The following is a 26,754-nucleotide window of genomic DNA, read 5'->3' as shown; positions in this document are numbered from 1 at the left end:
AAGCGTGGGTTTCGGCGTGAGATATACATGTGACGCCAGAATCCAAGCCCTTTCCGGGAACCGCCCCTGTCACCGGGGGGTTCCTGTCAAGGAAAGCGAGGGCGCGATGCGGGATACGGGCACGATGCAGGATCAGAAGGAGGTGGCGGCGCTCGGGCGGATCTGCATTGTTGCCAACCTGAAATCCGGGCGCAACTCGCGCGATGCGGCGGCGGTCGAGGCCGCCGCGCAGGTGCTGGGGGCAGAGGTGCTGGCCTGCACTCGTCCCGACCGACTGGGCGCGACATTGGACAAGGCCGTGGCAAACCGGCCCGACATGATCGTTTCCGCCGGGGGTGATGGCACCGCCGTCGCGACAGCGGGCAAGCTGCTGGGCACCGGGATCGCGATGGCGGTCCTGCCGCTGGGCACCTTCAATTATTTCGCGCGTGGCCTGGGGCTGGACCCGGACCCGGCCGAGGCCGCCCGCCAGATCGTGACGGGCCGGATCGAGCCGCGCAGGCTGGGACAGGTGAACGGGCAGATCTTTCTCAACAACGCCAGCGTGGGCGTCTATCCCCGTATCCTGAAAGAGCGCGAAGCGATCTATCGCCGCTGGGGTCGCCGCCGCCTGATGGCGCATTGGTCGGTGATCCGCAGTTTCCTGCGCTTTCGCCGTCCGATGCGGGTGCGTCTGGACACCGGCGACGGCGGTCATATCCGCAAGACGGCGCTTGTCTTTGTTGGACGCTCGGACTTTCAACTGGCGCGCTTTGGGCTGGCTGGCGGCGAGGCGATCAAGGCGGGCGGCTTTGCGGTGCTGGTGGTTCGCGCAGAAAGCCGGGGAGAGCTGTTCCGGCGGGTGGCCCGCCTTGCCGCAGGCGCGGTCGAGGAAGGCGTGGACTACGACCTGATCCAAGGCGATCGGCTGGACCTCGACCAGCCCGGAAAACGGCGGATGCTGTTGGCCTATGACGGGGAAAAACGCAAGATGGACGGGCCGTTGCGTTTTGCCATGACGGCGGAGGAATTGCGGCTGGTGATGCCGCGGGAGAGGGAATGAAGCGAATACTCCACCTGTCGGACCTGCACTACGGGCGCGCGCGGGAGGATCTGGAAGAGCCGCTGCTAGAGGTGATCGACCGGTTGAGGCCGGACCTGGTGGTGATCTCGGGCGATTTCACCCAGCGCGCGCGTCGGGGACAGTTTGCCCGCGCGCGCGCCTTTCTGGACCGTCTTGATCCGCCCTGGCTGGCGGTGCCGGGCAACCATGACACGCCGCTCGACAATCTGTGGCTGCGGATGGTCGCCCCGTGGCGGCGCTATCGTCGGGCCGTCCACCACGACCTGGAGCCGCGATATGCTGACGACGGCATGGTGGTGGTCGGCGTGAACACGGTCAACCGCTTTGCCTGGCAACGCGGGCGCCTGTCCGAACGGCGGATCACACGGGCCTGCGAGGGTTTCAACGCGGCAGGAGACCGAACGCGGGTCGCGGTGCTGCATCATCCGCTGCAACACGGTGCCGGGGTTCGGAAACGGTTGATGCAGGGGGCCGAGGCAGGGCTGAGGGGGTTTGCGGACTGTGGTGCGCAGATCGTCCTGTCGGGACATCTGCACAACACGGTGATCGCGCCGATGCGGGCCTTTCCCGAACTGCTCTTCGTGCAGGCGGGCACTTGCCTGTCCAGCCGCGTGCGGGGCGAACCCAACACCTTCAACCTGCTCGACCTCGACGGGCCGGACGTGCGGATCGCACGCTGGGCCGCGGACGACGCGGAATTTTTGGAAAGCGACGCCGTCAGCTATGTCCGGCGCGACGGCGTCTGGATTCGCAGCGGCTGAACCAGGTTCAGCCCAGGGTTTCCACGGTCAGGTTGCCATTGGTGTAGACACAGATGTCGGCGGCAATGGCCATCGCGGTGCGGGCGACCTCCTCTGCCGACTTGTCGGTGTCCATCATGGCGCGCGCCGCCGCCAGGGCAAAGTTCCCGCCCGAACCGATGGCCGCCACGTCATGTTCCGGCTCCAGCACGTCCCCGGCGCCGGTGATGACGTAAAGATCCTTGCCGTCGGTCACGATCAGCATGGCCTCGAGTTTCTGCAGGTACTTGTCGGTGCGCCAGTCCTTGGCCAGTTCGACACAGCCGCGTTGCAGCTGTCCCGGGGCAGATTCCAGCTTTTTTTCCAGCCGTTCCAACAGTGTGAACGCATCCGCCGTGGACCCGGCGAACCCGCAAAGCACGTCATGCCCACCGGGCGACAGACGACGCACTTTGCGCGCACTGCCCTTGATCACGGTCTGGCCAAGGCTGACCTGGCCATCGCCCGCGATGACAACCTGCCCGCCTTTGCGGACGCCGATGATCGTGGTGCCGTGCCAGCCGGGAAACTCGTCGGACATGAAAACGCTCCTTGTCGGTTGTGGCCCGATATGGGCCATGCCGCGCAAAACGACAAGGGCGCCCGAAGGCGCCCTTGCGAAGTCAAATGGTTACGCGGCTCAGATCGAGTCTTCGATCCAGCTCTGCAGCGCCGCCTTGGGGCGGGCACCGGCGAGGTTCGACACCGCCTGACCGTCCTTGAAGACAAACAGCGCGGGGATGCCGCGCACGCCCATCGCGGCGGCAGTGTTGGGGTTCTGGTCAACGTCGACCTTGGCGATCTTGACCTTGCCTTCCATCTCGGTCGCCAGCTCTTCGAGGGCGGGGCCGATCTGTTTGCAGGGGCCGCACCACTCGGCCCAGAAATCGACGACGACGGGGATGTCGGAATTCTTCACTTCGGCGTCGAAGGTGTCATCGGTGACGGCGACGGTGGCCATTGGGGAATCTCCTAAGGGTTTGAGGCAGCCTTTTCAGGTGTGGGAAGTTATGGAGGGGTCGCCAGCGCGTCAAGATGCGGCGGCCCGACCGAGTGCTTGTGTCACAAGATCGTGCGGCAGCGGCATATAGTGTGCGCTGGCGGTCCAGACCAGGGCAGTGTCGATATGCCGCCCGGGATAGACCTGTGCCAGCGCGGCGGCATAGGCTCCCATCTGGCGCAAGATCCCCTCTGGCACCTGCTCGGCGCTGGCGGGCACCGTGCGGTTGGACTTGAAGTCGACAGCGGTGATCCGGTCGGGCGCGATCAGCAGCCGGTCGATGATGCCATGCATCCGCCCCAGCCCTGGCAGATCGGCAGTGACGGGCACCTCGGCCAGCGCATCGGGGGCAAAGACCTGCGCCAGCGTGGGCGCCTCCAGCACCGCCAGCGCCTCGTCCCGGATCTCGGGCAGCAGGGGTGTGACAAGGATCAGATCGGGGTCACTTTCCATCTGCGTGCAGAGCGCGTCAGCGGCCCCGGCGCGGTGGTCCGTGGGCAGGGGTGCGAGGTTTTCCAGCAGGTGGTGCAAGGCGGTGCCGCGCGCCTTGGCCAAGTCCTCGGCATCGCCGGCGGCCCCGGGCAGCGCCTTGGCGCCGCCGAGGTCAGAGGGCGACAGGGATTTCGCCGCTGCCACCGGATCGGGGGCGGGGGCCAGCAGCGCGGCGGGCAGGTCCACCGGCGCGGGTGCGGGTTTCTCGGCCATGTCCAGCGGCAGGTGCGCCCAGTCCGACAATCCCAGCCGCAGCCCTTCGCCGCTGCCCAGGTCGCCAAAGTCGAACGTGAAACGCTCTGGCCCCGACTCCTCCATCCCGCGCGCGACCTTGTCGTACCAGGCTTCGCCGGATTTCCCCAGGTCGCCGGCGGCCGCGACGATCAGCCATTTCTCGGCCCGGGTCATGGCAACGTACAGCAGGCGGTCCTTTTCCTGCGCGGCCTTCTCCTTGGCCGCGTCGATCACTGCCTGCTGGCGCGGCGGCAAAGCGTCGGAGGCCGCCTTCCACATCGGGCCATGCTCGTCGGCGAACAGGTCGTCACGCAGCTTGGTGTCAGGCTCGGCGCAGTCGGGCAGGATGACCACGGGCGCCTCCAGCCCCTTGGACCCATGCACCGTCATCACCCGCAGCGTCTCCCCCGCGCTGTCCGGGGCGCGCTTGATCTTGAGGTTGTCCGACCGCGCCCATTCCAGGAACCCCGTCAGCGAAGGCACGGCGCTTTGTTCATAGGCCAGCGCCTGCTGCAGCAGCGCGTTGATCCCGTCCTCGGCCTCTGGCCCCAGCCGTCCGATCAGCAGGCGGCGGCCCTCGTGGCGGGTCAGGATACGGTCGATCAGGTCAAAGGGACGCAGGAAATCGGTCTGCCCGCGCAGATCGTCGAGCACGTGCAGCACCTCGGGGAAATCGTCGCGCCGGGCGCGCAGTTCCTCCCAGAGGTATTTCTTCTGCCGCCGGTGGGCGAGGTCGAACAGTGCCTGTTCCGACAGGCCAAACAGAGGTGAGCGCAGCAGGGTGGCTAGCGACAGGTCGTCCTCGGGCGTGGCCAGGAAACTGAGCAGGGCGATGATGTCCTTGACCGCAAGTTCCGCCATGACCTTGAGCACGTCGGCCCCGGCGATGGGCAGGTCCTGCTGTTTGCAGGCGCGGATGATCTCCTTGAACAGGCGCCCGCGTTTCTGGACGAGGATCAGGAAATCGCCCGCGTGCACGGGACGCGCGCGGTAGGTGCCGGTGTGGCCGACCTCCTCGGGCAGGGGGGTGCCGCTTTCAATGCTCTGCTTGATGAAATGCGCGATGCGCTGGGCCAGTTGCACGGTGTGATGCGTGGCGCTGGGCCGATCGACGGGTTCATGCCAGGCGCCGTCCTCTTCGTCGCCGACCTTCTCTACCAGCGGCCAGAGGTCGACCCGACCGGGCATGGCGTCCTTGAAGGCGCGGTGCCCATCCCCGACAAAGCCCGAGGCCTCGGCACCGCGAAAGGTGTTGTCGACCAGCCGCAGGATCGGCTCTGCCGAGCGGAAACTGTAATCGAGGCTCGCAGGCACCAGCGGCGCGTCGGTCCGTGCCAGGCGGTTCGCGAAATCGTCGCGCATCCGGTCGAATTCCGACGGATCGGCCCCCTGGAAGGAATAGATCGACTGTTTCTTGTCCCCGACGACAAAGATCGTGCGCCGGACGTCGGCCCGGGCGCCCTCACCGGCGGTGAATTCCTGCGCCAGCCGTTCGATCACCTGCCATTGCACCGGGGATGTGTCCTGCGCCTCATCGACAAGGATATGGTCGATGCCGCCATCCAGCCGGTACAGCACCCATTCCGCCACGCCGGGATCGCTGAGCAGGTCGCGCGCGCGGGTGATGAGATCGTCGAAATCCAGCCAGCCGCGGCGCTGCTTTTCGGCGTCGTAGTCGCGCAGGAAGGCGCCCGCGAAACCGTGCAAAGCCGTGTCGCGGTCGGCGGCGGCCAGCGCGCGCTGCATCGCAAGCGCATCCTCGACCCGCGCCGCCAATTGGTCCAGCGACTCGAAAAGATCGGCAGCCGCTTTGCGCACGCCCTTGGTGCCCAGCGTCTTCCGGATGGTGCCCGCCTGCGTCAGCAAGGCCGCCTGCACCTGCGCCAGCCCGGTGCGGTCCATCGCCTCGACGGCCCCCAGCTGGCCCGAGAGCGTCTGGTCGGTCTTGCCGCCCGTGGCGAGGATCTCTACCAGCGCCCCGAAAAGATCCAGCTCGGACCCCAGGAACACCTGGTCCAGCAGCGTATCCTCACCGTCCGTTTCGCGCAGACCATAGGCGGCGCGGATCTCGCCCGCCCCTTTTGGCGGGGCAAAGGCATCGCGGTGGCGGCAGACCTGCGCCGCGATGCTGTCCACGTCATCGCCCGAGACATAGGGCGAGATGGCGCGGATCAGATGCGCCTCCGGCCCTTCGGCCAGCCGGTCCAGCACCTCGGCGCGCAACAGCTCGGCGGCGCGATCCTCCATCTCCTGGAACTGGGGGGTGACGCGGGCCTCCAGCGGGAACCGCCGCAACAGGGACGCGCAGAAAGAGTGGATGGTCTGGATGCGCAGCCCGCCCGGCGTCTCGATGGCGCGGGCGAACAGCGTGCGTGCCTCGCGCAGGAAATCGCCCGACAGCTCCGTTTCGACGCCAAGGTCGCGCAGTTCGCCGCGCAGGGCGCCTTTGTCCAGCATCGCCCAGCTGCCCAGCCGCTTGAACAGGCGGTTCTGCATCTCGGAGGCGGCGGCCTTGGTATAGGTCAGGCAGAGGATGTGCGACGGATCCACCCCATCCAGCAACAGCCGCGCCACACGGTCGGTCAGCACGCGGGTCTTGCCCGACCCGGCGTTGGCGGCCAGCCAGGTGGAATGGCCCGGCTCGGCGGCACGTACCTGTGCCTCTGTCGCGTCATCCCGCCTCATGTCAGCACCTCCTTGACCGGCGCATCGGTCACGTCCCATTCGCCGTAACGCGCGAGGTGATCGAAATCCCCGGCATCGCTGTCCTTTTGCAGGGCACGGCGGGCGGTGAACCCGGTTTCGGCGGCGTGATAGGCGGTGATGAGGGCGACGAACTCCTGCCAGACCTGTTCGGGCGGCGCGTCCTCCAGCGGGGCCAGCACCTCACGCGGGTTCGAGGGCTGCAACGAGATGAAGACCGCGCGTTCCACATGCGGCGGGTCCAGCGGGGGAAATCCGCCCTCGTCCAGCATCGCTGCCTCCAAGAGCAGTTGCTTGTCAAAGGACCGCTGTTCCTTGGCCGAGGGCGCGGCGCCGGTCTTGTAGTCGTAGATATGCGCCCCGCCGCGCCCGTCGATGTCGATCCGGTCGGCGGTGGCGCTCAGGGTAAAGCCCAGCGCGGCGATCTCGCGGGTGCCCTTGATCTCGTACTTGCTGGGGGTGGCGCGGCCTTGTCGGTCCACCTCTGTCTCGACGAACCAGGGGGCGATGCGGGCCATGCGCGCCTGCCAGAGGGCGCGGACGGTGGGAAAGGGCACTTGGTCCGGGTCGCCGATGATCTGTTCGGCCAGAGCCATCAGACGCTCGGGCCGCAAGTCCAGCGGTTCTTCCTGCGTGGCTTTCACGAAGTCTTCCAGCACCTTGTGGGTGAGGATGCCGCGCATCAGCGCATCGGGCGCCTGCATCAGCGGATCCAGCGGCCGCAGTCGCAGGACGTGTTTGGCGTAGATGGCAAAGGGGTCACGCACCAGCCGCTTGATTTCCGTGACCGAGAGTTTCGCAGGCCTGGTCCCGGCGGGCGGCGCGGGCGAGGGGCGCGGCACCGGCGTGGCCTCGATCGGTGTTTCCGAGGCACGGGCCAGCGCCAGCCAGTGGTTGCCGCGCGCCTGCATGGCGGCGATGGTCTCCTTGCCGCCCTGCGCCTCCAGTCCGCGCATCAGGTTCAGCAGCCGGTTGACCCAGCGCGAGGGCACGGTTTCCGCCTCGTCCGATTTCAGCGACCGCGACAGCCAGACCTCTGGCGCACCGGCGGCCTGCTGAAAGTCATGTGCCGACAGGCCGATGCGCCGTTCGGGCAAGAGCAGCCCCGCCTTGGCCCGCATCTGCCGGTTCAGCCAGGGATCGGCGCCGGGCAGTTCCGGCCAGGCGCCCTCATTGAGGCCTGCAAGGATCACCAGGTCGGCATCCATGACCCGGGCCTCCAGCGTGCCCCAGATCAGGATATCCGGGTGCGGGGCGTCGCGGTCGCGCACCTCTTCGCGCGACAGGAGTGCGCCCAGCAGGTCGGCGAAATCGCGGGCGCTCATCTCGGCGCCATGCTCCGCCTCTCGTTCCAGCCCTGCCATGACGCCCTGCAGCTTGCGGCCCGCCGCCTCCTGCCACAGCCCGCCGGTCCCCTCGGTGCCCGACCCGGCACAGATGGCGCCTGCCAGCGCCAGCAGATCCGCGATCCAGTCCGCCAGCGGGCGTTTTCCGGACCGTTCTTGCCCGCAGAACCGTGCGCCCACCCAGGCCGCCCAGTCGCCCTGCGACCGCTTTTCGCCCCAGAGGGCAAGCGGTTCGGGCTGGGGATAGGGCATGCCCTTGCGGCGGATGAACAGTTCCAACTCGCGGGTATTCAGCAGGTGCGGCCCCCGGTCGGCCCCGCTGTGGGTCAGCGGATGCTTGAGCAGGGTCAGCAGCATTTCCGCTGTCAGCGGTTTGACAAACAGTTCCGCCACATGGCGTAGCAGCCGCCCGGGCGGGGTCAGCTGCGCAGGCGTGCCGCCGCTGTCGTCCGGCAGGATGTTCCAGCGGTCCAGTGCAGAGGTCACGCGCCGGGTCAGCATCCGGTCGGGGGTGATGACGGCGGCGCGCTGGCCTTCCGCCACCGCCTGCCGCAGGCGCAGGGCGATGGCCAGCGCCTCGTCCCGCTGGCTGGGAGCCTCCAAAAGGGTCACATCCTGCATCGCCGCGTCCAGCGGCGGCAGTGACGGTCCCTCGGACAGCCACTGGTGCGTGACCGGCGCGGGACGGAGGGCCAGCGACAACACGCGGTTGCGCACCGGGCTGGGCGGGGGCGTGTCGGTCCAGGGGCGGACTTGCCCCGGGGTCAGGTCCAGCGCCTGCATCAGCCGGGCAAAGCGGAACTGCGGGTGATCCTCGCCGGTCAGCGCGGTATCCAGCCGGTCCCAGACGTGATCGGGCGTATCGGTGTCAAAGCCGGGCAGGATCACCGCCCCTTGCGGCAGCCGCGCCACCGCCTCCATGAAGGCCGCCGTTGTCCCGCGCGATCCTGTGGACCCCGCGACAAGGATCGGGTGCTGCGGCGGGCTCTCCTGCCATTGCCGCAGCCGCAGATCCAGCGCGCGGCGGGCATAGGCCTGTGGGTCCGGCGCGCTGTCGGCCTCAAAATACTGTTGCACGATGCGCAGGAAGGTCAGCGCGCGTTGCCAGTGGCCGGACTGGTCCGAGACGTCGAGGTTTTCGATCACCTCGGGCGCCACGCCTTCGCCCTGCATTTCCTCCATCAGGGTCGCCAGGCTGTCGGCCAGGTCAAAAAGCGCCGCGCGCGGCGCAAGGTCGGGCGCCTGGTCCAGCAGTTTGGACACCAACCCCGTCAGTTCCAGCCGCCGGCGCAGCGGCGGCACCGGCGCGGGCAGCGCCGCCTTTGTCAGCGGGTCGGCCAGGTCGGTCACAAGGCGGATGCGTGGCAAGAGGCTGGCAGGACCCGTGTCGAAAACCTCGCGCAGGCGGCGGGCCATACGGTCGGAGTTGACGTAGATTTCCACCTGCGCCAGGGCCTCGGGCAGGGTATCGCCCAGACGGGCGCGCAGGCCCGCCACCAGTTCACTCGCAAAATCGGCGCCCGGCGGCAGGCCGAACAGGCGCGGTCCCGTGTCGTCAAACATTCAGCAGTCCTTCGGCCAGGGCGATGCCTTCGGGGTGGCCCACGTCGCACCATTGGCCCGGGTAGGTGAGGCCGCAGAGGCGACCCGTTTCCGCCTGCGCGTTCCACAGGCGATTGAGCGAAAAGGCTTTCTCGGGGATGGCATGCAGCCCCTCGGTCTTGATGATCTGCGCGCCGGTATAGACAAGATCGCCCTGCCGGGTCAGCTGCCCGTCCGGCTGCAGGCTGAAATCCCCCGGTGTTTTACGGCCCACGGCCCGGGCCAGCGGTACGCAGAGCAAGAGCGCATCCATCCGGTCCGGGTCCCATGCGGCGCGCAGCAGCTCCAAGGGGTTCGGACCGTTCCAGACGGCATCAGTGTTCAACGTGTATACAGGCTGTGTACCAAGTCTCGACAAGGCAAAACGCAAGCCGCCGCCGGTGTCGAGGATGTCAGGCTGTTCGACAGAGACATGCACGCCTGTCCCGTTCAGGTGCGCCGTGATCTGGTCCGACAGGTAATGCGCGTTCACGACGCGGGTCGGGATACCGGCGGTCAGCTCCAGCGCATGATCGAGCAGGGGTTGGCCTGCGACCTTGATCAGCGGTTTGGGGCGCGATGCCGTCAACGCGCCCATGCGGGTGCCGAACCCGGCGGCAAAGAGCATCACGGCGTCGGGCATCGGGACTTCAACCTTGTCAGGTGATCGGGGGTGGGCGCGGGCAGGGCAGCGTCGAGGATCTCTTTTACCGGGGACAGCAGCGGGTGCGAAAGATCGGTCTGCAGATGTCCCCAGACGCGCGGAATCAGGTCGATGTACTGCGGCTTGCCGCGCGTCGCGGCGAGGCGGGCAAAGACGCCGAGGATGCGCAGGTTGCGCTGGGCACCCAGCACCGCAAGCGACGTGCGGAAAGCCTCTTTCGCCTGGCCGGTGGCGGCGCAGTAATGCCGGATACAGGCCTCGGCGGTGTCCGCCCGCACATCGCGGCGCGCGTCCTGGATCAGCGACACGAGGTCATAGGCGCGGTGCCCCAGAAGCGCGTCCTGGAAATCCAGTAACCCGGCGCGTGCGGTACCGGAGCGATCGGGCAATACCAGGATGTTCTCGGCGTGGTAGTCGCGCAGCACCATGACATCGGCGGGTTGTGCGTGGGCCTCGAGCAGGGGGCGGAAGGCGGCGATGGCGTCGGGCAGACCCTTTGGCGCATGCGTGTAGTGGATGAAGGCAAGGTCGATCTGCCGGGCGAGGTGATCCGGAGTGGCGATGGGCAGGTCGGGCGCTGCCGGATGGCGGTGCAGTTCGATGAGCGCATCCGTCGCCAGCAGGTAGAGGTCCCGCTCAATCGCGGGAGTGTTGGCCAGCCGCGCGATCAACCCGTCGCCAAGATCCTCGATCAGCAACAGGCCGCTGGCGTTGTCCTCGGCCAGGATACGCGGCGCGCTGAGGCCCGCGCCTGACAGGTGCCGGGCAAGACGGGCAAAAAGCGCCACGTCGCCCTCGGGGTCCTGCATCAGGATGGCGGTTTTGTCCCCCCGAAACAGCCGTGTGTAGCGCCGGGCCGAGGCATCTCCGGCCAGCGCCTCTTGCCGGACGGCGCCCCATCCAGCGGCGTCGAGGAAATCGGTCACGCCGCCTGCTCCGCGATCAGCGCGTCCCAGCGCGGCGCCTCCCAGTCCAGGACCAGCGCGCGGGCGTCCTCGGCCGGTCCGGCGGTCAAGCTCAGACGCAGGGCGTCGCGCGGGGCCAGTTCTTGCAGCCGGTCGGGCCATTCGACAAGGCAGATGGCCGTTTCGAAGGCCTCTGTCAGGCCCAGTTCCACGCTCTCGTCCGGGCCGGTGAGCCGGTAGAGATCCGCGTGCCAGAGCTCTCCGGCGGTGGTGTCATAGATCTGCACCAGGGTGAAGGTGGGCGAGGGCACGTCCTCGGGCACCTCCAGCAGGGACTGGATCAGGCAGCGCGCGAAATGGGTTTTTCCGGCGCCGATTTCACCGGTCAGCAACAACACGTCGCCGGGTCGCAGACCGGCGCCGATGCGGCGGGCCAGGTCGCAGGTGGCCTCTGGTGTGGGCAGGGTGAGGGCGGTCTGGCGGGCTGTCATGGCGGCGAGGATACCGGCGCCCTGCCGGGACCTGCAAGCGGCTATCCCACCGCCTTTTGGCGATTGTCGGGCTGCGCCGATTCCTCTACCTGAACGGGCAGTCTGGTAAAGCGGACAAGGGTCGCCCCGGCGGCCACGGGCTGGACCCGGCAGCGCAGGATTTCACCGGATTTGCGGGTCAATTGCGCCTCCCAGCCCTGCCGGTCGCGCAGGGTCAGGACAAATTCGCGCAGGTTGGCCCAGATCGGGCTGGGCTGGCAATCCTGCTGCCATTCCTTGGTGGCGTCGACGATGGTGATCTCGGCAAAGGCGCTGTCGGGATCGCATTTCCACTGTGACCGGTAGGCGGCGTTGGAAAAGGTCAGCACACCCAGACGCGAGAAGACGGCCACCGCGTCCTCGAAACAATCCAGCACCGATTGCGTCAGTTCCAGTTCCGAGCGGAAGCGCCGTGTCAGCGAGATCTCGGCGCTGATGTCCTCGATCAGGAAGGCGACGGCGCCGTCAGGATGCGGGCGGCCGGTGATCTTGTAGGTGAGGCCCGAGGGCAGGTTCCAGGTCTCGCAATACCGGTCTTCGCGCGCGGCAGAGACCACGTCATAGAGCTTGTCCCGCCAGGAGGAGTAATTCTTGGGCTCTGGCATCATGCGGTTTTCCCGCATGTGATCGAAAAAGGACAGGAGGTTGGGCTTGGCCGACAGGAAATCCACGGGCAAATGTGTCAGGTCCACCAGCGCGGGGTTGAACAGCACCAGCTGCCGGTCACGGTCGAATACGGCAAGGCCGATGGGCAGGTGAGCAAAGGTCTTGGTCAGCGTCTGGACGAAGTTGCGCTGCGCCATTTCCGCGTTGACGAGACTGTCGATACTGGTGGCGTAATGCACCCAGCCGTGTTCGACCGGGCGCGAAACAACCTCCAGCCAGCGCTGCGGGTGATCCTCGGGCTTGATGCTGATACGGGTGCTGCGTTCGACGCGTTTGGCAGGCAGTTCGATGTCGATGGGGCAGGTGCCGTCGATTTCGTGCCCGGTGCTGTCGCACAGCTGTTCATAGGCTTCGTTGTACCAGATCAGCCGCCCGTGATCGTCGGTCTGCCAAAGCGCGTCCGGGGCGTTGCGCGACATTTCCGTAAGGCGGTGATACTCGTCGCTCTGGCAGCGGGCGCGAAAGAGGGTGGCGGCGCCGTCGGGTGTGCATTGCAGACGCAGGTGTAACCGGCTGCCCGCGGGATCGGCCCAAAGCTCGGCATTGGCCACACCGGGTGAATGCCAGTGCCCCGGTCGGTCCGGCAGGTCTGCGGGCAGGTCCGGGAATGCCGGCAACAGTGTTTCGCGCACCTCGTCCCAGCCCATGCCGGTCAGCACCGTGCGATCAAACAGCTCTGCCGCGTCCTGGGTAAAATCGACAACTTCGCCGTGTCGGAACAGCAGCACGGTTTCGGGTGTGCCGGAGTGCTGCAACTGCGAGCGGCGCGGGCGCAACGTGAACAGGATCAGGACGGCGGCCAACAATGCCGCGGCGGCACCGGCGCCGATTGCCAGAAATAAGAGATCCTCCAAGGTCCTGCCTCTTGTCCGTGTCCCGTTATCCGTGTCCCGCGGATTGATCTTGAGGTTGATTTTAGTTTGGTTAATTTCCCGTTAAGCGGAAAACATAAACGTTAAATTCACCTTAAATCTCAATTGGTCGGTTTTCTCCCAGCGCGGTGCCCGGCTTGGCGGCATCGGCAACGATCTTGCTATGCGGCCAGACCACCTCGACGATGGCCCCTCGGCGTTCGGACTGGTCCGAAAGCGCCGAGTAGGGGTCCGATCCGTTGGCAAAGCTCAGCTCTGCCCCGGTGCGTTCCAGCAGGGTCTTGGCAATGAAAAGACCCAGGCCCATGCCCTCGTATTCCGGTCGGGCGCGCTTTTCGCTTTCGCTGCGGCGGCGGCGCACGAAAGGATCGCCGATGCGGCCGATCAGGTGCTGGGGAAAGCCGCGTCCGTCATCCACGATGCGGATCGAGATCACGTCATCCGTCCACATCGCCTCGACCCAGACCTTGGTGCGGGCAAAATCGACGGCGTTCTGCACCAGATTGCGCAGCCCGTGGATCACCTCGGGGCGGCGCAGGATCTGCGGCTGGGTATAGTCGCCCCCGGGGCCCGGGCCGTCCTCGATCAGGATTTCCTTGCCACGGTCCTGGTGTGGTTCGGCGGCCTCGCGGATCACCTCGATCAGGGGCGCGTGGCGCATGTGCAGGTCGTCCTTGCCCGCCCGTCCCATGCTGCGCAGGATGTCGCGGCAGCGGTCGGCCTGTTCGCGGATCAGCAGGGCGTCCTCCTTGAGATCGACGAGGTCGGGGTGATCGTCCAGTTCCTCGGCCAGTTCCGACGAGGTCAGCTTGATCGTGGCCAGCGGCGTGCCCAGCTCATGCGCCGCCGCGGCCACCACGCCGCCCAGATCGTTCAGCTTTTGCGCCCGGGCCAGCGCCATCTGCGTTGCCGCAAGTGCGTCGGACATCGAGTTCATCTCGCGCGTGATGCGGCGCGAATAGACAGAGATAAAGACCAGCGCGATGCAGATTGCCGCCCACTGGCCATAGACGAAGATGTCGGGGATGCGCAGGATGAACCCCTGTTCGGTGCGCAGGGGCAGGTGGTAATAGACCATGCCCGTGACCAGCGCGAAGGCGGTGAAGCCCAGCAGAAAGGTCGACCGCAGGCTGAGCACCGCCGCCGAGACCGTGACCGGCGCCAGCACCAGCAGCGAAAACGGGTTGTGCAGCCCGCCCGTCAGGTACAGCAGGAAACACAGCTGCAAGAGGTCGAACATCACCATCATGAAGTTCTCGGTCTCGCTCAGCCGCTTGTTTTCGGGAAACACCGAAATCGCGATCAGGTTGCCGACGATCGAGACGCCCACGGCCAGGTAACACAGGCCCAGTTCCAGTTGCAGGTTGTAAAGGCGCTGCGCCAGCGTGATTGCGACCAGCTGGCCGATCACCGCGAACCAGCGCAACAGGATCATCGTGCGCAAACGGATCCAGTTGCTGCGCTGCTCGTCACCGATCAGTCCAAGATCGCCCTGCGCCATCTGCGCCCTTTCGTCCCTCTTGCGTCCAGCCCCTCAATGGATAGCTAAAGCTAAACCATTCCAGAGGAAGAAAGTCATGCAGCGTCTTGCCGCAATCGCCGCCTTCGCCGGTCTCGTCGCCGTCAGCGCCGGTGTCTGGGTCTACACTCAGCAGTCCGCGACAGCCGATCCCTTTGCCCAGTGCCGAACCAGCAAGATCGCCGGAGGCGCAGAAGCCATTGGCGGGCCTTTCGAGCTGTTGAACAAGAACGGCGAGACCGTGACCGACAAGGACGTGATCACAAAGCCAAGCCTGGTGTATTTCGGTTACACGTTTTGTCCCGATGTCTGCCCCTTCGACACCGCGCGCAACGCCGATGCCGTCGATGTGCTGGCAGAGCGGGGCTATGACGTGACCCCGATCTTCATTTCCATCGACCCCGAGCGGGACACCCCTGAGGTGGTCGGCGAATTCGCCGAGGTGATCCACGACAAGATGATCGGGCTGACCGGCTCTGCCGAACAGGTCAAGGCGGCAAGCAAGGCCTACCGGACCTACTATCGCAAGGAGACGGACGCGGACCCCGAATACTATCTCGTCGATCACTCGACCTTCACCTATCTGGTGCTGCCCGAGCAGGGCTTTGTCGAGTTCTTCCGTCGCGAGGTCACGCCGGAGCAGATGGCCGACCGCACGGCCTGCTTCATCGAGGCATCTTGACTTGTCCGGATGCGTTTGACCGCCGGGACTTAGCCCGCTAATACTCGTTTTCACGCAGTGGTGGCCGGAGGAAGTCTATTGGCGGAACGCAGCATCGAAGAACTGGGAGCTGACCGCTCATTGCTCCTGGTCGATGACGACGAACCTTTCCTGAGACGCCTCGCCAAGGCCATGGAAAAACGCGGTTTCGAGGTCGAGATGGCCGGATCCGTCGCGGCCGGCACGGCCATCGCCACCGCCCGGCCACCGGCCTATGCGGTGGTTGACCTGCGGCTGGAGGACGGCAACGGGTTGGACGTGGTCGAGGTGCTGCGCGAAAAGCGCCCCGACAGCCGCGTGGTCGTGCTGACAGGCTATGGCGCCATCGCCACCGCCGTTGCCGCGGTCAAGATCGGGGCGACGGACTATTTGTCGAAACCCGCGGATGCGACCGACATCACCAACGCGCTGCTGGCCAAGGGCGATGATCTGCCCCCGCCGCCGGAAAACCCGATGAGCGCGGACCGCGTGCGCTGGGAGCATATCCAGCGGGTCTACGAGCTTTGTGATCGCAATGTCTCGGAAACCGCGCGGCGGCTGAACATGCACCGCCGGACCCTGCAGCGGATCCTGGCGAAACGCTCGCCGCGCTAGGCGGTGAGGCTGGTCTTCAACCAATCCACGAAGGTGCGCACCGACGGTCTCACCGGGCCACTGGGCAGGATAACGTGATAGACCGCCCTGTGCGGGTACGTCAGGTCCAGTTTTACCAGCGACCCGTCGTCCAGGTGACGGCGCACAATGACATCTGTCGCCATGATTGCGCCGATGCCGCGCCGCGCCGCTTCGATTTCCAGTGAAATCTCGCCGATATTGCGGCGTTCCACCTTTTCCACGTCGATCCCGGTTTCCGCCAGCATGCGGGCGTCGGGGCGCTCTGGTGCTCCAAGGATCCAGGGCAGGTCCTGCGGTGGCGCAGAGGCCGCGAGGTCCGGCGAGGCGACGAAGATCGTTTCGCATTCGATCAGGGGCTCGCAGCGGTAGTCCGGCCAATCCTCGGGTGTCCCGATACGGATGCCGATGTCGAAGCCGTCGAAATCCACGGGCGAAAGGCAGGCGCCCGGCACAAAGGACACCGGAATTTCCGGGTGCGCGCACCAGAAGTCGCAGAGTTTCGGCAGGATGACCGCGTCCACGATAAAGGTGGTGGTTGTCGCGCGGATGCCACGGCTGGCCTCACGCTGTCGCAGACCGTCGATGCCATCCGCCAGCAGGGAAAATGCCTCGCTCATCGGTTTGGCCAGTTGTTGACCCGCCTCCGTCAGGATCAGGCCGCGCCCCTCGCGCTTTACCAGTTTTGCACCGATCTCTGATTCCAGCGACCGCACCTGCTGGGCCACGGCGGCAGGGGTCACATTCAGCGCGCGTGCGGCGGCGGAAAAGCCCTCCAGCCGCGCGGTCGCCTCGAAAGCGCGCAGGCTGGCAAGCGGTGGGAGGCGGTGCCAGTCGATCTCGACCATCTATTAGCTCCCCTTAAAGGTTGCAATAAATTCCTGACTCGGGATCGAGAGAAACTCAAGCTATTTATGGCCCTGGGCCGAAGGTGCCCCAGGAGAAAACGATGCTTCAGTTATCAGAAGACATGATGCGCGCAACGCGCCGCTACGATGCCGCTGGCCGTGGCATGCGCCGGGACATCGAACAGGAAGACGCCGCCATGAGACTGGCCATGACCCGGCCGGTCGGCTGGGTCCCGGGGGCGTGGCTGCGGTACGTCCTTGCCGGGGTGCGGGGGGCCGCTCCGCGCCCGGCACTGCACCGTCAGAGATCGTAACGTTTCAGAACTTTGTCGACGGTCAGGCCATCGTCCAGCCGGACGCCGCGCTTGGCCCCATAATCCTCGAACCCCCGGCTCTGATAGTAGGCCAGCCCGCCGGTGTTGTCGGCCCGGATGTTGGCACTGATCCAGCGATAGCCCAGCGCGCGGGCGGCATTTTCGGTTTCACGGAAAAGCGCCGAGCCGATGCCAAGCCCGGTCCGGCCCCGCCGCGCAAAGGTGGCGATCTGGGCGGCCTCATCCGGCAGGTCGTCCCCGGGTTCGATCCACTGGAATCCCAGCACCTCGCCGGCGTCATCCTCGGCCAGGTGCCAGGCGGCGCGGTCGGGACAAAGTGTCATCCAGTCCCGCATTTCCTCGGTGCTGATCGGGCGGGTCAAGGCGGTGGTGCCGCCCGCGGCGATGATCTCGTTCAACAGGTCGGCAAGGGGACGGGCGTCCAGCGGACCGGCGCGGCGTACGGAAATTGTCATCTGGGCATCTCCTGCAACAGGGCCGCGTGGCGGGCTGTGAAATCGGCGCGCACCTCGACCGGCGGGCGCAGGTGGATCGACAGGTCGGCGATCATGTCCATGTCCGGGGCGCCAAAGAACCTGTCCGCCTCGGCGCGGGTGAACCCGGCGATCTGCGTGGCTTCCATCCAGGCGCTGATGCGGTCGGCCTTCTTGATCTGCTTCTTCAGCCGCTGTGGCGTGATGGCGGGCAGGCCGAACCGGATGTGGATCGCGGCGGACAGCCGCTTGTCCAGCTCTTCGTAGTCGGGGCCCACGGCGGCCTTCACCGGTGAGATCATGTCGCCGATGACGTATTCCGGCGCGTCGTGCAGCAGCGCGGTCAGCCGATCCGCGACGCGCGCCTGCGGGCAGAGCCGTCCGAAAATCACCTCGACCAGTAGCGAATGTTCGGCGACCGAATAGGCATAGTCGCCACGCGTCTGCCCGTTCCAGCGGGCGACAAAGGCCAGCCCGTGTGCGATGTCCTCGATCTCGATGTCCACCGGCGTCGGGTCCAGCAGGTCCAGCCTGCGCCCCGAAAGCATCCGTTGCCAGGCTCGCGTCTGTTTCGCCATTCTCTTCCCCGGGGTCCTGCTGCGCGGCCCTGACTAAGACGCGAATTCCTGCTTGTAAATCGGGCGTCGGCCGGAACGTCACGGCCCTGCGGCGGAGTATGACATTGTACGCGCAGGCCTCTGGTGCTACCTGCTGGCCAGAGCATCGCCGCCCCCGACAAGGGGCGCGCCACCGCATTCGAAGGAACCGAGATGACCCAGGATTACATCGTCAAGGACATTGCACTGGCCGCGTTCGGCCGCAAGGAACTCGACATCGCTGAAACCGAAATGCCGGGCCTCATGGCGCTGCGCGAGGAATACGGCGAGGCGAAACCGCTGGTCGGCGCGCGCATCGTCGGATCCTTGCACATGACGATCCAGACCGCTGTCTTGATCGAAACGCTGACGGCACTTGGCGCCGATGTGCGCTGGGCCTCGTGCAACATCTTTTCGACCCAGGACCATGCCGCCGCCGCCATCGCCGAGGCCGGCGTGCCGGTCTTCGCGATCAAGGGTCAGACGCTGGAAGAGCACTGGGACTACCTCGACAAGTCGTTCATGTTCGAAGACGGCCCCAACATGATCCTCGACGATGGCGGCGACGCCACCCTGTATGTCCTGCTGGGCGCGCGCGCCGAGGCGGGTGAGGACATCATCGCCGTGCCGACCTCGGAAGAAGAGGAAGTCATCAAGGCGCAGATCAAGAAACGCATGGCGGCAAGCCCGGGCTGGTTCACCAAGACGCGCGACCAGATCATGGGCGTGTCCGAGGAAACCACCACCGGCGTCAACCGCCTGTACCAGCTGTTCCGCGACGGCCAGCTGCCCTTCCCGGCGATCAACGTCAATGACAGCGTGACCAAGTCGAAGTTCGACAACAAGTACGGCTGCAAGGAATCGCTGGTCGACGGCATCCGCCGCGCCACCGACACGATGATGGCCGGAAAGGTCGCCGTGGTCTGCGGTTACGGCGATGTGGGCAAGGGCTCTGCCGCGTCCCTGCGTGGCGCCGGCGCCCGCGTGAAAGTGACCGAGATCGACCCGATCTGCGCCCTGCAGGCGGCGATGGACGGGTTTGAGGTGACGACGCTGGAGGACGTGATTTCCACCGCCGACATCTTCATCACCACCACCGGCAACAAGGACGTGATCCGCATCGAGCACATGCGCGAGATGAAGGACATGGCCATCGTCGGCAACATCGGCCACTTCGACAACGAGATCCAGGTTGCCGCGCTGAAGAACCACAAGTGGACCAACATCAAGGAACAGGTGGACATGATCGAGTTGCCCAACGGGCACCGCATCATCCTGCTGTCCGAAGGCCGTCTGCTGAACCTTGGCAACGCCACCGGTCACCCGTCCTTCGTGATGTCGGCCTCCTTCACCAACCAGGTTCTGGCGCAGATCGAGCTCTACAAGAACGGCGACCAGTACGAGAACAAGGTCTACATCCTGCCCAAGCACCTGGATGAAAAGGTGGCTCGCCTGCACCTGGAACGGATCGGCGTCAAGCTGAGCGAACTGTCTAAGGACCAGGCGGATTACATCGGCGTGGCGCCCGAGGGCCCCTTCAAGCCCGAGCACTACCGCTACTAAAGGATCGCGCCATCCGGCGCCCGTGCAACCGCTGGCCGAAAGGCTGGCGGTTGTCTTTTTTCAGGCGCTGAATGCAACGCCTGCCAAAAGTTTCATCCAATCCAAAGGAAACGGGTTTGAGGATCTGGACGATTTGCCGTCTTGATAGATGCCTGTATGGAACGGCACCCTGACTTGGGCCGTTGCCGAATTGTTGCCATTGCAAGAAAGGTCCCGAATGTTCACCCGACGCCAGTTCGTTGCCTCTGCCGCCGCGCTGACCATGCCGGCAATCGCCCGTCCCGCCTTTGCCGCGCCCGGAGACTGGGCCCAGTGGGACGCCCAGGTGACGCCACCCGATTTCGATCTGGAAACGTCGAATCCCTGGGGTCTGCACCCGCGCTTTCTGCCGCGCAGGGTCTCTGCCAACCCGGGCCTGAAACCGGGCGACATCCACGTCGATGCTGTTGCGCGCTACCTTTACCACATCCAGGCCGACGGGACCGCGATGCGCTATGGGGTGGCGATCGGGCGTGACGGGTTATACGGGCCCGGTGTCTATACGATCAAGCGCAAGGCGAAATGGCCGCGCTGGACGCCCACCGACTCCATGATTGCCCGAGAGCCGGAGAAATATGCTGCCTGGGCAGAGGGTCAGCCCCCTGGCCCGGACAATGCGCTGGGGTCCCGTGCCCTGTATCTCTATGTCGGCAACCGGGACAGTTATCTGCGCATTCACGGCACACCCGCCCCGCGCTCTGTCGGGACACGGGCCAGCTCGGGCTGTGTGCGGATGGTGATGCCGCATATCAACTACCTGTACGAACAGGTCTCCAAAGGCGTGACCGCCTACCTGTATCCTACCGACGGTAGTCCGCTATAGGTCCGCGATGGCCGTGCCCGGAACCGGCACGGCCACTACGGATCCGATTTCAGGATTGAGGCCGCGTGCAGATCGGATTGCCTTCGCTGGTGCGCAGGGGCAATTCCGTCGTCTCGACCGGGCCGGTATGGGTGTACCAATAACACCCGTCTTCTGACCGCAGCCGCACCTTGGTCAGATCCTGATAAGGCGCGGCGATGGCGGCCACGGCTTCGGGGGCCGTGGACGTGGGGCCAGAGGGGCCGTCGCCTCCGGGGACAGGCTCGCAGGCAGAAAGCGCCACAAGGATGAGCGGGCTGGCGATCAAGGCTAAGGGTCGTGTCATGGCGGGATAATCCGGTACTGAGGTCACCCGGACAGTCGCATCCCGGTCCCCGGGCTTCAAGCCGCCTCGGACGGGGATGGGCCTTACCGCGACAAGGATGAGACATACCCCTCGCGGATCACCTGCGGGTCATAGGCCTTGCGGGCAAAGACCTCGCGCACCAGCGGTTCGAAATGCTCCAGCGGCAGGGTATCGTACTCGGGCTCGAAACTCGACTGGTCCCAGCGTTCGCAGAAGGCGGCGCAACTGTCGTAGCAGGGGTGGTCCTTGAACTGGTCGCGCGCGTTGCGGTCCCATCCGTAGTGATGGCCGTAGTAGAAGCTTTGAAAGATGCCGTGGTGTTCGACGACCCAGGCCACGTCCCAGCGAACGAAGGGGCGGATCACCTCGGCGGAAAACCGGTCATGGTTCTGTGGCGCCAGCCCGTCGCCCACATCATGCAAGAGCGCGCCGACGATCCAGTCGATATCGGCGCCGTCGCGTTCCGCGCGGGTGGCCGATTGCAGCCCGTGGGTCAGCCGGGTGATGCGATACCCTTCGAGCGTGACTTCGCCCTGGCGGCGCAATTCATCCAGCACCCGGTCGGGGGTCAGCGCCAGGTAGGGTTTTTCCAACCGTTCGAGAAGCTCGTAATCTTCCCGGGTGCCATCCTTCATCTGGGTAAAGCTGACGGTGCCGGTCTCGGTCATGCGGTGCCCTCCTGTGGTGAGGCGCCGGAACGGCGCCTGCCTGTCCCGATCTGGGCCCAAATTGCCACAGAGCGCAAGCTGACTTCACGGAATACCCTCCGCGCTCCGATCAGGGGGAAGAGAGAGGCCGCATTTCCCTTGCCAATAACGGGAATGTGCGGTCACCATGCGGATGCACGGTCGCTTTGGCCGCAAAACAGCAAGGACAGCGCCTGCGGAACGCGGCGCATGACACGAGGGAGTGAACATGGGACGTCGCGACGAACTGATCGCCAAATACGCCGAAGACCTGAAGAACAAGTGCGGCATGGACCCGGACATGGACCTGCTGACCAAGGTCACCATCGGCTGTGGTCCGGCCATCTATGACGCGGATGCCTCTACCGTTGCCTCGTCGCAGGAGAGCGAGCTTGAGACCGTCAAGGACAAGTTCCTGGTCAAGAAGCTGGGCCTTGCGGACGGTCCCGAGCTGATGGAGGCAATCAACAAGGTGGTCGACACCTACGGCAAGTCCGAGCGCAACAAGTATCGCGCCGTGGTCTACTACATGCTGACCAAGCATTTCGGCAAGGAAGCTGTCTACGGCTGAGCCGCAGCACCAGGATTTCTCTGGCACGGGGCCTCCGCATCGCGGGGGCCTTTGTTCTTTCCAGGGTCCTTTTCGGGGTGATGATCCTCTGCAATTGATTGAAATTGCAGGTAGTTCAGGATTGCCGGACAGCGGTGGACGCCGTAAGGTCCTTAGGACTGGCCAGAAAGGCCGGAACCGTAGATTTCATAACACATGTGGTGCGTAGGGAGCATGTGGGGTGGACGGAGGGTTTCGGTTTTTCCGGGACCCTCCGTTTCTGTTGAGGGGATGCGCACCCTGCTCAGAAGAGCGTCAGCACCAGTCCCATCAACCCGCAGGCCAGCGTCGCATAGCCGCCGTCGACCAGCGTGAGCGTCATGGGACGCATGGCATTGGCGTTGTTGAGCGCGATCCAGGGCGCGATCAGGAACAACCCGATCCCAAGGCCCGACACCAGCCCGGCCCCCGGCGTTTCGACGCCACTGGCGGCAAAGACATGGCGCATCATCCCGGCAACGACCACCTGCATGACAAACGTCAGGATCATGACCCGCGCACTCATGCTCCCCTTGGGGTTTCCGTCCGTGTCCAGTTCCACGCCAGAGGCGGTTTTCCAAGGCCCAGCAAGGGCCATGTACCAGACGGCCCCGGCCGCAAAGGCGACGATTGCGGCGGCAAGACTATTGACGAATTCCAGCATGGTCATTTCTCCGACGTGGTTTTTCCCGGTAAAATTGAGGCCTTAGATAAAAGGTTTATCCAAAAATCCTGTTTTTGCGCGGAATATGCTATAGTTTACAGTGAGCGAAATCTTGAGTCCCCGCAACTTTGACGAGCATTCACCATACCTGTTGACCTGAAATACTTCCCCGATCTGGACCTCGTGTGGATACGTCATAAAGGTGATGTCACGCGTTTTGAACTGCGTGAATTATTCGAGCGTTTACATGGGGAAAACGCGCCAGAGGCGCCGAGCAAGAACTTTACCGACCTGGCCCGGATCAAGGATGTGGAGTTCGGGTTCAAAGAGCTGCACTGGCATTCACTTCGCCTGCAAGAGCGGCTTCGCTCTCGCAACCAGAGGTTGATCGACTCGGTCCATGCCCCTGACGGTGTTTCTTTTGGACTTGCCCGAATCTACCAACAGGTCGTGGACCCGGACGGACCGCTGCAGGTCCATGTCCATGACGAGCGCAAACAGGCCCTTGCGGCGCTCGCCCTGCCACATATCCCGGAAGAACTGCTTTGACGCGGATCAGGCGGACAGGCCCGCCAGCCCGCAGATGACCTGCCATTCCTCTTCGGTGACCGGCTGGACAGACAGGCGCGAATTCTTCACCAGCACCATTTCCGCCAGCCGGGGATCTTCTTTGATCTGGTCCAGCGTGACCGGGGTCGTGGCGGATTCCAGCGCCTTGATGTCCACGCATTCCCAGCGATCGTCATCGGTGGTGCTGTCGGGATGGGCCTCGGCGATCACCTCGACCGTGCCGACAATCGCTTTTTCCTTTTGCGAATGGTAGAAAAACCCCCGGTCTCCCTTTTCCATCTCACGCATGAAATTGCGCGCCTGGTAGTTGCGGACGCCATCCCATTCCTCACCCGCGTCGCCCTTGGCCTGCTGGTCCTGCCAGGACCAGGTCGAGGGTTCGGATTTGAAAAGCCAGTAGCGCATCAGATCACCTTTTTCCACGCGGTCAGGGTGACGCTTTGGAACAGGCCGGCCTTGGAATAGGGATCGTTCGCGGCCCAGTCCTCGGCCGTGGCCTTGTCGGCCACGTCAAGGATCACCAGAGACCCGATCATCCCGCCTTCGTCGTCCAGCAGCGGCCCGGCCTGCGAGACGACCCCGGTGGATTTCAGGTAGTCCAGGTGCGCATCGCGGGTGTCCTTGCGGATCTGCAGGGCATCGGGTTTGTCGTGGGCGATCAGGGCAATCAGCATGTCATTCATCCTTGAGTGGTCGGGAAAGCAGGGTGTCCATCGCCTGGCGCACGGTCAGCCGGCCCTGTGACAGGTCGGCCACCACCGAACAGACGGGCAGGGGCAGGTCCAGGTCGATGGACAGGCGGGCGGCGGCGCGGGCGGTGGCGGCGCCTTCGACGGTCACGGAGGGGTCGAACGCTTCGCCCCGCCCCAGCGCCAGGCCAAAACGATAGTTGCGCGACCCGTCAGAAGTGCAGGTCAGCGTCAGGTCGCCCAGGCCAGAGAGGCCGGTCAACGTTTCTGGCTGCGCGCCCAGCCGGGCCGACAGGCGCATCATCTCGGCAAAGCCACGGGTCATCAGGGCCGCGCGGGCGCTGTCGCCCAGGCCCGCGCCGATACAGGCGCCGCAGGCGATGGCGATCACGTTCTTCAGCGCGCCGCCCAGTTCCGCGCCGATCATGTCGTCGCTGCGATAGAGCCGCAGGACCGGCGTCGACAGTTGTTCCTGCAGGGCCCGCCCCTTGGATTCGTCACCACAGGCCAGCGTCAGCGCCGTGGGCAGGCCGCGCGCGATGTCCCCGGCAAAGCTGGGGCCGGTCAGGACGGCGGGTACCGCGCCGGGTTGGTGCCGGGCGATCAGGGCCGAGGGGCCGACGCCCTCGGCCAGGTCGATCCCCTTGCAGCAGGCGACCAGCGCCTGCCCGTCCAGCGGCGTGGCAATCCGGTCCAGCAGCGTCGACAGTTGTTGCATCGGGACCGACAGCAACAGCGTGTCGCAGGTGGCGGCCCTATCCAGATCGCCTGCGACGGTCACGTTTTCCGGCAGGGTCACACCGGGCAGGCGCGGGCTTTGCCGCCTGTCCTGCAGCGCAGAGACGTCCCGCGCCCAAAGCGTCACCTCGCGCTTGCGCCCGAGTGCCACGGCCAGAGCCGTGCCAAAGGCGCCTCCTCCAAGGACTGCGATGCTCATGCCTTGGCGCCTTTCTTGCCAGAGCCGACCAGCGGCGCGGCGGATGTGTCCAGCGGCCAGCGGGGCCGTGCCGACAGGCTCATGTCATGGGTGACACCGGCGGCCAGCAATTCGCCACCGGCATAGGCGATCATCGCCGCGTTGTCGGTGCACAGCCGCAACGGCGGCGCCGTGAACCGCACACCGGTGTCCGCGCAAAGCGCCTGCAGCGATCCGCGCAGCGCCTGGTTGGCAGCCACGCCCCCGGCCACGGCCAGGGCGGGGTCCGCCGGGGTTTCCTGCAGGTAGAGCGCAATCGCCCTTCGCGCCTTTTCGGTCAGGACGTCCCGCACCGCCGCCTGGAACCCGGCACACAGGTCCGACACATCCTGCGCGTGCAAGCCACCCTGATCGGCGATCAACTGGTTGCGCTGCCGCAACAGCGCGGTTTTCAGCCCCGAAAAGCTCATGTCACAGCCGGGACGGTCCAGCAGCGGGCGGGGAAAACGGAACCGCCTTTCGTTGCCCTCGCGGGCACGCACCTCGACCGAGGGGCCGCCCGGTTGCGCCAGGCCCAAAAGGCGGGCGGTCTTGTCAAAGGCCTCTCCGGGGGCGTCGTCGATGGTGCCGCCCAGGCGGGTGAAATCCTGGGCGCCGCGCACGATCAGGAATTGGCAATGCCCGCCAGAGACCAGCAGCATCAGGTAGGGAAATTCCAGCCCGTCGGTCAGCCGGGGCGTCAGTGCGTGCCCGGCAAGGTGGTTGACCCCCACCAGCGGCACGCCCAGTCCCGTTGCCAGCCCCTTGGCCAGCATCACGCCCGACAGGACCCCGCCGATCAACCCCGGGCCGGCGGTCACCGCGACGGCATCGACCTGGTTCAGCGCCACGCCCGCCTGGGCCAGTGCCTCTTCGACACAAAGGTCGAGCCGCTCGGCATGGGCGCGGGCGGCGATTTCCGGAACGACGCCGCCGAAATCCGCGTGCAGGTCATTCTGACCTTTCACGACAGAGGCCAGCACCTCGCGCCCGCGCAGAAGCGCGGCGGCGCTGTCGTCACAGCTGCTTTCCAGTCCAAGGATCAGGGGAGAGGTCATCCGGCGTTCCCGTTGCGCTTTGCGGCGTCTGCAAGTACCACCCGTAAAGGCGCCCCACAATCCCGGAGGCCCATGCCCGACGCCCTGCCTGTTCTCCTGTTGACCCGGCCGCACGCCGCGTCAGAGCGTTTCGCCGCGCGTCTGCGGCAGGACGGGCTGCAATTCCGCACCGTCATCTCTCCGCTTTTCACTGTCGAGGTGACCGGGCCGCTGCCGGATGTGTCGCTGGCACGCGGGCTGATCTTTACCTCGGCCAACGGCGTCATGGCCTGGCAGGCGCTGGGCGGACGGACCGATCTGCCGGTGCTTGCGGTGGGACCGGCGACGGCACGCGCCGCCGAAGCGGCGGGGATGCGCGCGCAGGACGGGGGCGGCTCGGCAGAGGAGCTGATCCGCCATATCCTTGCAGGCAGGCCCGCGGCCCCGCTGGTGCATCTGCACGGGACCCATGTGCGCGGCGACATCGCCGCCCGGTTGAGCGCGGCAGGCATCCCCTGCACGGGCGCCGCGATCTACGATCAACCGCCTTGCCCCTTGAATGCAGAGGCCCGCGCGGCACTTTGTGGACAGGTTCCAGTGGTGGCCCCCGTGTTCTCACCCCGGACGGGTGAATTGCTGGCCAAGGAATGCGCAAAGGCGCCGCTTCTTGTCGCGGCGATGAGTCAAGCTGTGGTCAACGCGCTTTCGCCGCTGCATAAAAGGAACCTGAAAGTGGCCCAGCGGCCCGAGTCGGAGGCAATGAGGGAGGTTGTCTCGGACCTTCTGAACCGGGCGCTGGCAGGAGACTATTGACCCGGTCCATCTGCCCGGACCGATGAGTATTCGAGGGGAAG

General features: G+C 65.6%; 29 protein-coding genes. 10 read left to right on the top strand and 19 right to left on the bottom strand.

Annotated features, from left to right (window positions below; translation table 11 throughout):
- The first annotated feature begins 124 nt into the window (after window positions 1–124).
- Window positions 125–1,042, top strand: a complete 918-nt coding sequence (locus KZZ07_RS02315; protein WP_219512004.1) for a diacylglycerol/lipid kinase family protein — start codon at window positions 125–127, stop codon at window positions 1,040–1,042.
- Window positions 1,039–1,824 carry a metallophosphoesterase family protein gene (locus KZZ07_RS02310; protein WP_219512002.1) on the top strand — a complete coding sequence of 262 codons (786 nt, stop codon included), beginning with the start codon at window positions 1,039–1,041 and terminating at the stop codon, window positions 1,822–1,824. Before KZZ07_RS02315 ends, KZZ07_RS02310 begins: the two co-directional genes overlap by 4 nt.
- 7 nt (window positions 1,825–1,831) lie before the next feature.
- Here KZZ07_RS02310 and hslV read toward each other — a convergent pair whose 3' ends face one another.
- The 9 genes from hslV to regB form a co-directional block, all read right to left on the bottom strand.
- Window positions 1,832–2,383: an ATP-dependent protease subunit HslV gene (gene hslV, locus KZZ07_RS02305; protein WP_219512001.1), complete on the bottom strand. Its 552-nt coding sequence runs from the start codon at window positions 2,381–2,383 to the stop codon at window positions 1,832–1,834.
- Window positions 2,384–2,482: 99 nt separating this feature from the next.
- The gene (trxA, locus tag KZZ07_RS02300; RefSeq protein ID WP_219512000.1) at window positions 2,483–2,803 is read right to left on the bottom strand and encodes a thioredoxin; all 321 of its coding nucleotides are present in this window, start codon (window positions 2,801–2,803) and stop codon (window positions 2,483–2,485) included.
- 69 nt (window positions 2,804–2,872) lie between these two features.
- A complete protein-coding gene (addA, locus tag KZZ07_RS02295) occupies window positions 2,873–6,253 on the bottom strand; it encodes a double-strand break repair helicase AddA (protein WP_219511999.1) in 3,381 nt (1,126 codons plus the stop codon).
- Window positions 6,250–9,180 (bottom strand): double-strand break repair protein AddB, encoded by a 2,931-nt coding sequence (addB, locus tag KZZ07_RS02290; protein ID WP_219511998.1) that lies wholly within the window; start codon window positions 9,178–9,180, stop codon window positions 6,250–6,252. Before addB ends, addA begins: the two co-directional genes overlap by 4 nt.
- Window positions 9,173–9,841 (bottom strand): nucleotidyltransferase family protein, encoded by a 669-nt coding sequence (locus tag KZZ07_RS02285; RefSeq protein WP_219511997.1) that lies wholly within the window; start codon window positions 9,839–9,841, stop codon window positions 9,173–9,175. Before KZZ07_RS02285 ends, addB begins: the two co-directional genes overlap by 8 nt.
- Window positions 9,826–10,788 carry an aminoglycoside phosphotransferase family protein gene (locus KZZ07_RS02280; protein WP_219511996.1) on the bottom strand — a complete coding sequence of 321 codons (963 nt, stop codon included), beginning with the start codon at window positions 10,786–10,788 and terminating at the stop codon, window positions 9,826–9,828. Before KZZ07_RS02280 ends, KZZ07_RS02285 begins: the two co-directional genes overlap by 16 nt.
- A complete protein-coding gene (tsaE, locus tag KZZ07_RS02275) occupies window positions 10,785–11,258 on the bottom strand; it encodes a tRNA (adenosine(37)-N6)-threonylcarbamoyltransferase complex ATPase subunit type 1 TsaE (protein WP_219511994.1) in 474 nt (157 codons plus the stop codon). The genes KZZ07_RS02280 and tsaE overlap by 4 nt, the downstream gene beginning before the upstream one ends.
- A gap of 41 nt (window positions 11,259–11,299) precedes the next feature.
- The gene (locus tag KZZ07_RS02270; RefSeq protein WP_219511993.1) at window positions 11,300–12,817 is read right to left on the bottom strand and encodes a PAS-domain containing protein; all 1,518 of its coding nucleotides are present in this window, start codon (window positions 12,815–12,817) and stop codon (window positions 11,300–11,302) included.
- A gap of 112 nt (window positions 12,818–12,929) precedes the next feature.
- Window positions 12,930–14,336 carry a sensor histidine kinase RegB gene (gene regB, locus KZZ07_RS02265; protein ID WP_219511992.1) on the bottom strand — a complete coding sequence of 469 codons (1,407 nt, stop codon included), beginning with the start codon at window positions 14,334–14,336 and terminating at the stop codon, window positions 12,930–12,932.
- Between the two features lie 76 nt (window positions 14,337–14,412).
- On the opposite strand from regB, the gene KZZ07_RS02260 reads away from it, so the two are divergent.
- Together KZZ07_RS02260 and KZZ07_RS02255 are read left to right on the top strand one after the other, a co-directional pair.
- Window positions 14,413–15,036: an SCO family protein gene (locus tag KZZ07_RS02260; RefSeq protein WP_219511991.1), complete on the top strand. Its 624-nt coding sequence runs from the start codon at window positions 14,413–14,415 to the stop codon at window positions 15,034–15,036.
- A gap of 78 nt (window positions 15,037–15,114) precedes the next feature.
- Complete coding sequence (locus KZZ07_RS02255) at window positions 15,115–15,669, top strand: ActR/PrrA/RegA family redox response regulator transcription factor (protein WP_043142704.1); 555 nt, start codon at window positions 15,115–15,117, stop codon at window positions 15,667–15,669.
- On the opposite strand, the gene KZZ07_RS02250 is transcribed toward KZZ07_RS02255, so the two are convergent.
- The gene (locus tag KZZ07_RS02250) at window positions 15,666–16,535 is read right to left on the bottom strand and encodes a LysR family transcriptional regulator (RefSeq protein WP_219511990.1); all 870 of its coding nucleotides are present in this window, start codon (window positions 16,533–16,535) and stop codon (window positions 15,666–15,668) included. The two genes, KZZ07_RS02255 and KZZ07_RS02250, sit on opposite strands and share 4 nt — an antisense overlap.
- A 101-nt stretch (window positions 16,536–16,636) precedes the next feature.
- Here KZZ07_RS02250 and KZZ07_RS02245 point away from each other — a divergent pair, with 101 nt between their 5' ends.
- Window positions 16,637–16,849, top strand: a complete 213-nt coding sequence (locus KZZ07_RS02245; RefSeq protein WP_219511989.1) for a hypothetical protein — start codon at window positions 16,637–16,639, stop codon at window positions 16,847–16,849.
- On the opposite strand, the gene KZZ07_RS02240 is transcribed toward KZZ07_RS02245, so the two are convergent.
- Both KZZ07_RS02240 and KZZ07_RS02235 read right to left on the bottom strand, forming a co-directional pair.
- On the bottom strand, window positions 16,837–17,325 hold the full coding sequence (locus tag KZZ07_RS02240) for a GNAT family N-acetyltransferase (RefSeq protein ID WP_219511988.1): 489 nt from the start codon (window positions 17,323–17,325) through the stop codon (window positions 16,837–16,839). The genes KZZ07_RS02245 and KZZ07_RS02240 overlap by 13 nt on opposite strands.
- Window positions 17,322–17,921 carry an HD domain-containing protein gene (locus KZZ07_RS02235; RefSeq protein WP_219511986.1) on the bottom strand — a complete coding sequence of 200 codons (600 nt, stop codon included), beginning with the start codon at window positions 17,919–17,921 and terminating at the stop codon, window positions 17,322–17,324. Before KZZ07_RS02235 ends, KZZ07_RS02240 begins: the two co-directional genes overlap by 4 nt.
- Window positions 17,922–18,113: 192 nt before the next feature.
- Here KZZ07_RS02235 and ahcY point away from each other — a divergent pair, with 192 nt between their 5' ends.
- Together ahcY and KZZ07_RS02225 are read left to right on the top strand one after the other, a co-directional pair.
- On the top strand, window positions 18,114–19,502 hold the full coding sequence (gene ahcY, locus KZZ07_RS02230) for an adenosylhomocysteinase (protein ID WP_219512253.1): 1,389 nt from the start codon (window positions 18,114–18,116) through the stop codon (window positions 19,500–19,502).
- A 217-nt stretch (window positions 19,503–19,719) separates the two neighbouring features.
- Window positions 19,720–20,364: a L,D-transpeptidase gene (locus tag KZZ07_RS02225; RefSeq protein ID WP_219511983.1), complete on the top strand. Its 645-nt coding sequence runs from the start codon at window positions 19,720–19,722 to the stop codon at window positions 20,362–20,364.
- 49 nt (window positions 20,365–20,413) lie between these two features.
- Here KZZ07_RS02225 and KZZ07_RS02220 read toward each other — a convergent pair whose 3' ends face one another.
- Together KZZ07_RS02220 and KZZ07_RS02215 are read right to left on the bottom strand one after the other, a co-directional pair.
- A complete protein-coding gene (locus tag KZZ07_RS02220; protein ID WP_219512263.1) occupies window positions 20,414–20,689 on the bottom strand; it encodes a hypothetical protein in 276 nt (91 codons plus the stop codon).
- Between the two features lie 83 nt (window positions 20,690–20,772).
- Complete coding sequence (locus KZZ07_RS02215) at window positions 20,773–21,378, bottom strand: HD domain-containing protein (RefSeq protein WP_255564107.1); 606 nt, start codon at window positions 21,376–21,378, stop codon at window positions 20,773–20,775.
- Between the two features lie 247 nt (window positions 21,379–21,625).
- Between KZZ07_RS02215 and KZZ07_RS02210 the strand changes: the two genes are divergently transcribed.
- The gene (locus KZZ07_RS02210; protein ID WP_219511981.1) at window positions 21,626–21,967 is read left to right on the top strand and encodes a DUF2853 family protein; all 342 of its coding nucleotides are present in this window, start codon (window positions 21,626–21,628) and stop codon (window positions 21,965–21,967) included.
- A 283-nt stretch (window positions 21,968–22,250) separates the two neighbouring features.
- Here the strand turns inward: KZZ07_RS02210 and KZZ07_RS02205 are convergent, their stop codons facing one another.
- The gene (locus tag KZZ07_RS02205; protein WP_219512250.1) at window positions 22,251–22,646 is read right to left on the bottom strand and encodes a DUF1761 domain-containing protein; all 396 of its coding nucleotides are present in this window, start codon (window positions 22,644–22,646) and stop codon (window positions 22,251–22,253) included.
- 186 nt (window positions 22,647–22,832) lie between these two features.
- Here KZZ07_RS02205 and KZZ07_RS02200 point away from each other — a divergent pair, with 186 nt between their 5' ends.
- Entirely contained in the window at window positions 22,833–23,198 is a 366-nt protein-coding gene (locus KZZ07_RS02200) for a hypothetical protein (RefSeq protein ID WP_219511979.1), read from the top strand.
- Between the two features lie 6 nt (window positions 23,199–23,204).
- Here the strand turns inward: KZZ07_RS02200 and KZZ07_RS02195 are convergent, their stop codons facing one another.
- Genes KZZ07_RS02195 through tsaD form a run of 4 tightly spaced genes read right to left on the bottom strand, consistent with a single transcriptional unit; the run spans window position 23,205 to window position 25,921 of the window.
- Entirely contained in the window at window positions 23,205–23,624 is a 420-nt protein-coding gene (locus KZZ07_RS02195) for an EVE domain-containing protein (RefSeq protein WP_219511977.1), read from the bottom strand.
- On the bottom strand, window positions 23,624–23,893 hold the full coding sequence (locus KZZ07_RS02190) for a YciI family protein (RefSeq protein WP_219511976.1): 270 nt from the start codon (window positions 23,891–23,893) through the stop codon (window positions 23,624–23,626). Before KZZ07_RS02190 ends, KZZ07_RS02195 begins: the two co-directional genes overlap by 1 nt.
- A gap of 1 nt (window position 23,894) precedes the next feature.
- Window positions 23,895–24,845 carry an NAD(P)H-dependent glycerol-3-phosphate dehydrogenase gene (locus KZZ07_RS02185; RefSeq protein WP_219511973.1) on the bottom strand — a complete coding sequence of 317 codons (951 nt, stop codon included), beginning with the start codon at window positions 24,843–24,845 and terminating at the stop codon, window positions 23,895–23,897.
- Window positions 24,842–25,921: a tRNA (adenosine(37)-N6)-threonylcarbamoyltransferase complex transferase subunit TsaD gene (tsaD, locus tag KZZ07_RS02180; RefSeq protein ID WP_219511972.1), complete on the bottom strand. Its 1,080-nt coding sequence runs from the start codon at window positions 25,919–25,921 to the stop codon at window positions 24,842–24,844. The genes KZZ07_RS02185 and tsaD overlap by 4 nt, the downstream gene beginning before the upstream one ends.
- A gap of 72 nt (window positions 25,922–25,993) precedes the next feature.
- On the opposite strand from tsaD, the gene KZZ07_RS02175 reads away from it, so the two are divergent.
- Window positions 25,994–26,713: a uroporphyrinogen-III synthase gene (locus KZZ07_RS02175; RefSeq protein ID WP_219511970.1), complete on the top strand. Its 720-nt coding sequence runs from the start codon at window positions 25,994–25,996 to the stop codon at window positions 26,711–26,713.
- Window positions 26,714–26,754 lie beyond the last annotated feature (41 nt).

Source organism: Mameliella sp. CS4, assembly GCF_019392335.1.
Classification (GTDB): domain Bacteria; phylum Pseudomonadota; class Alphaproteobacteria; order Rhodobacterales; family Rhodobacteraceae; genus Antarctobacter.
This window is presented reverse-complemented; position numbering and strand designations above follow the sequence as displayed.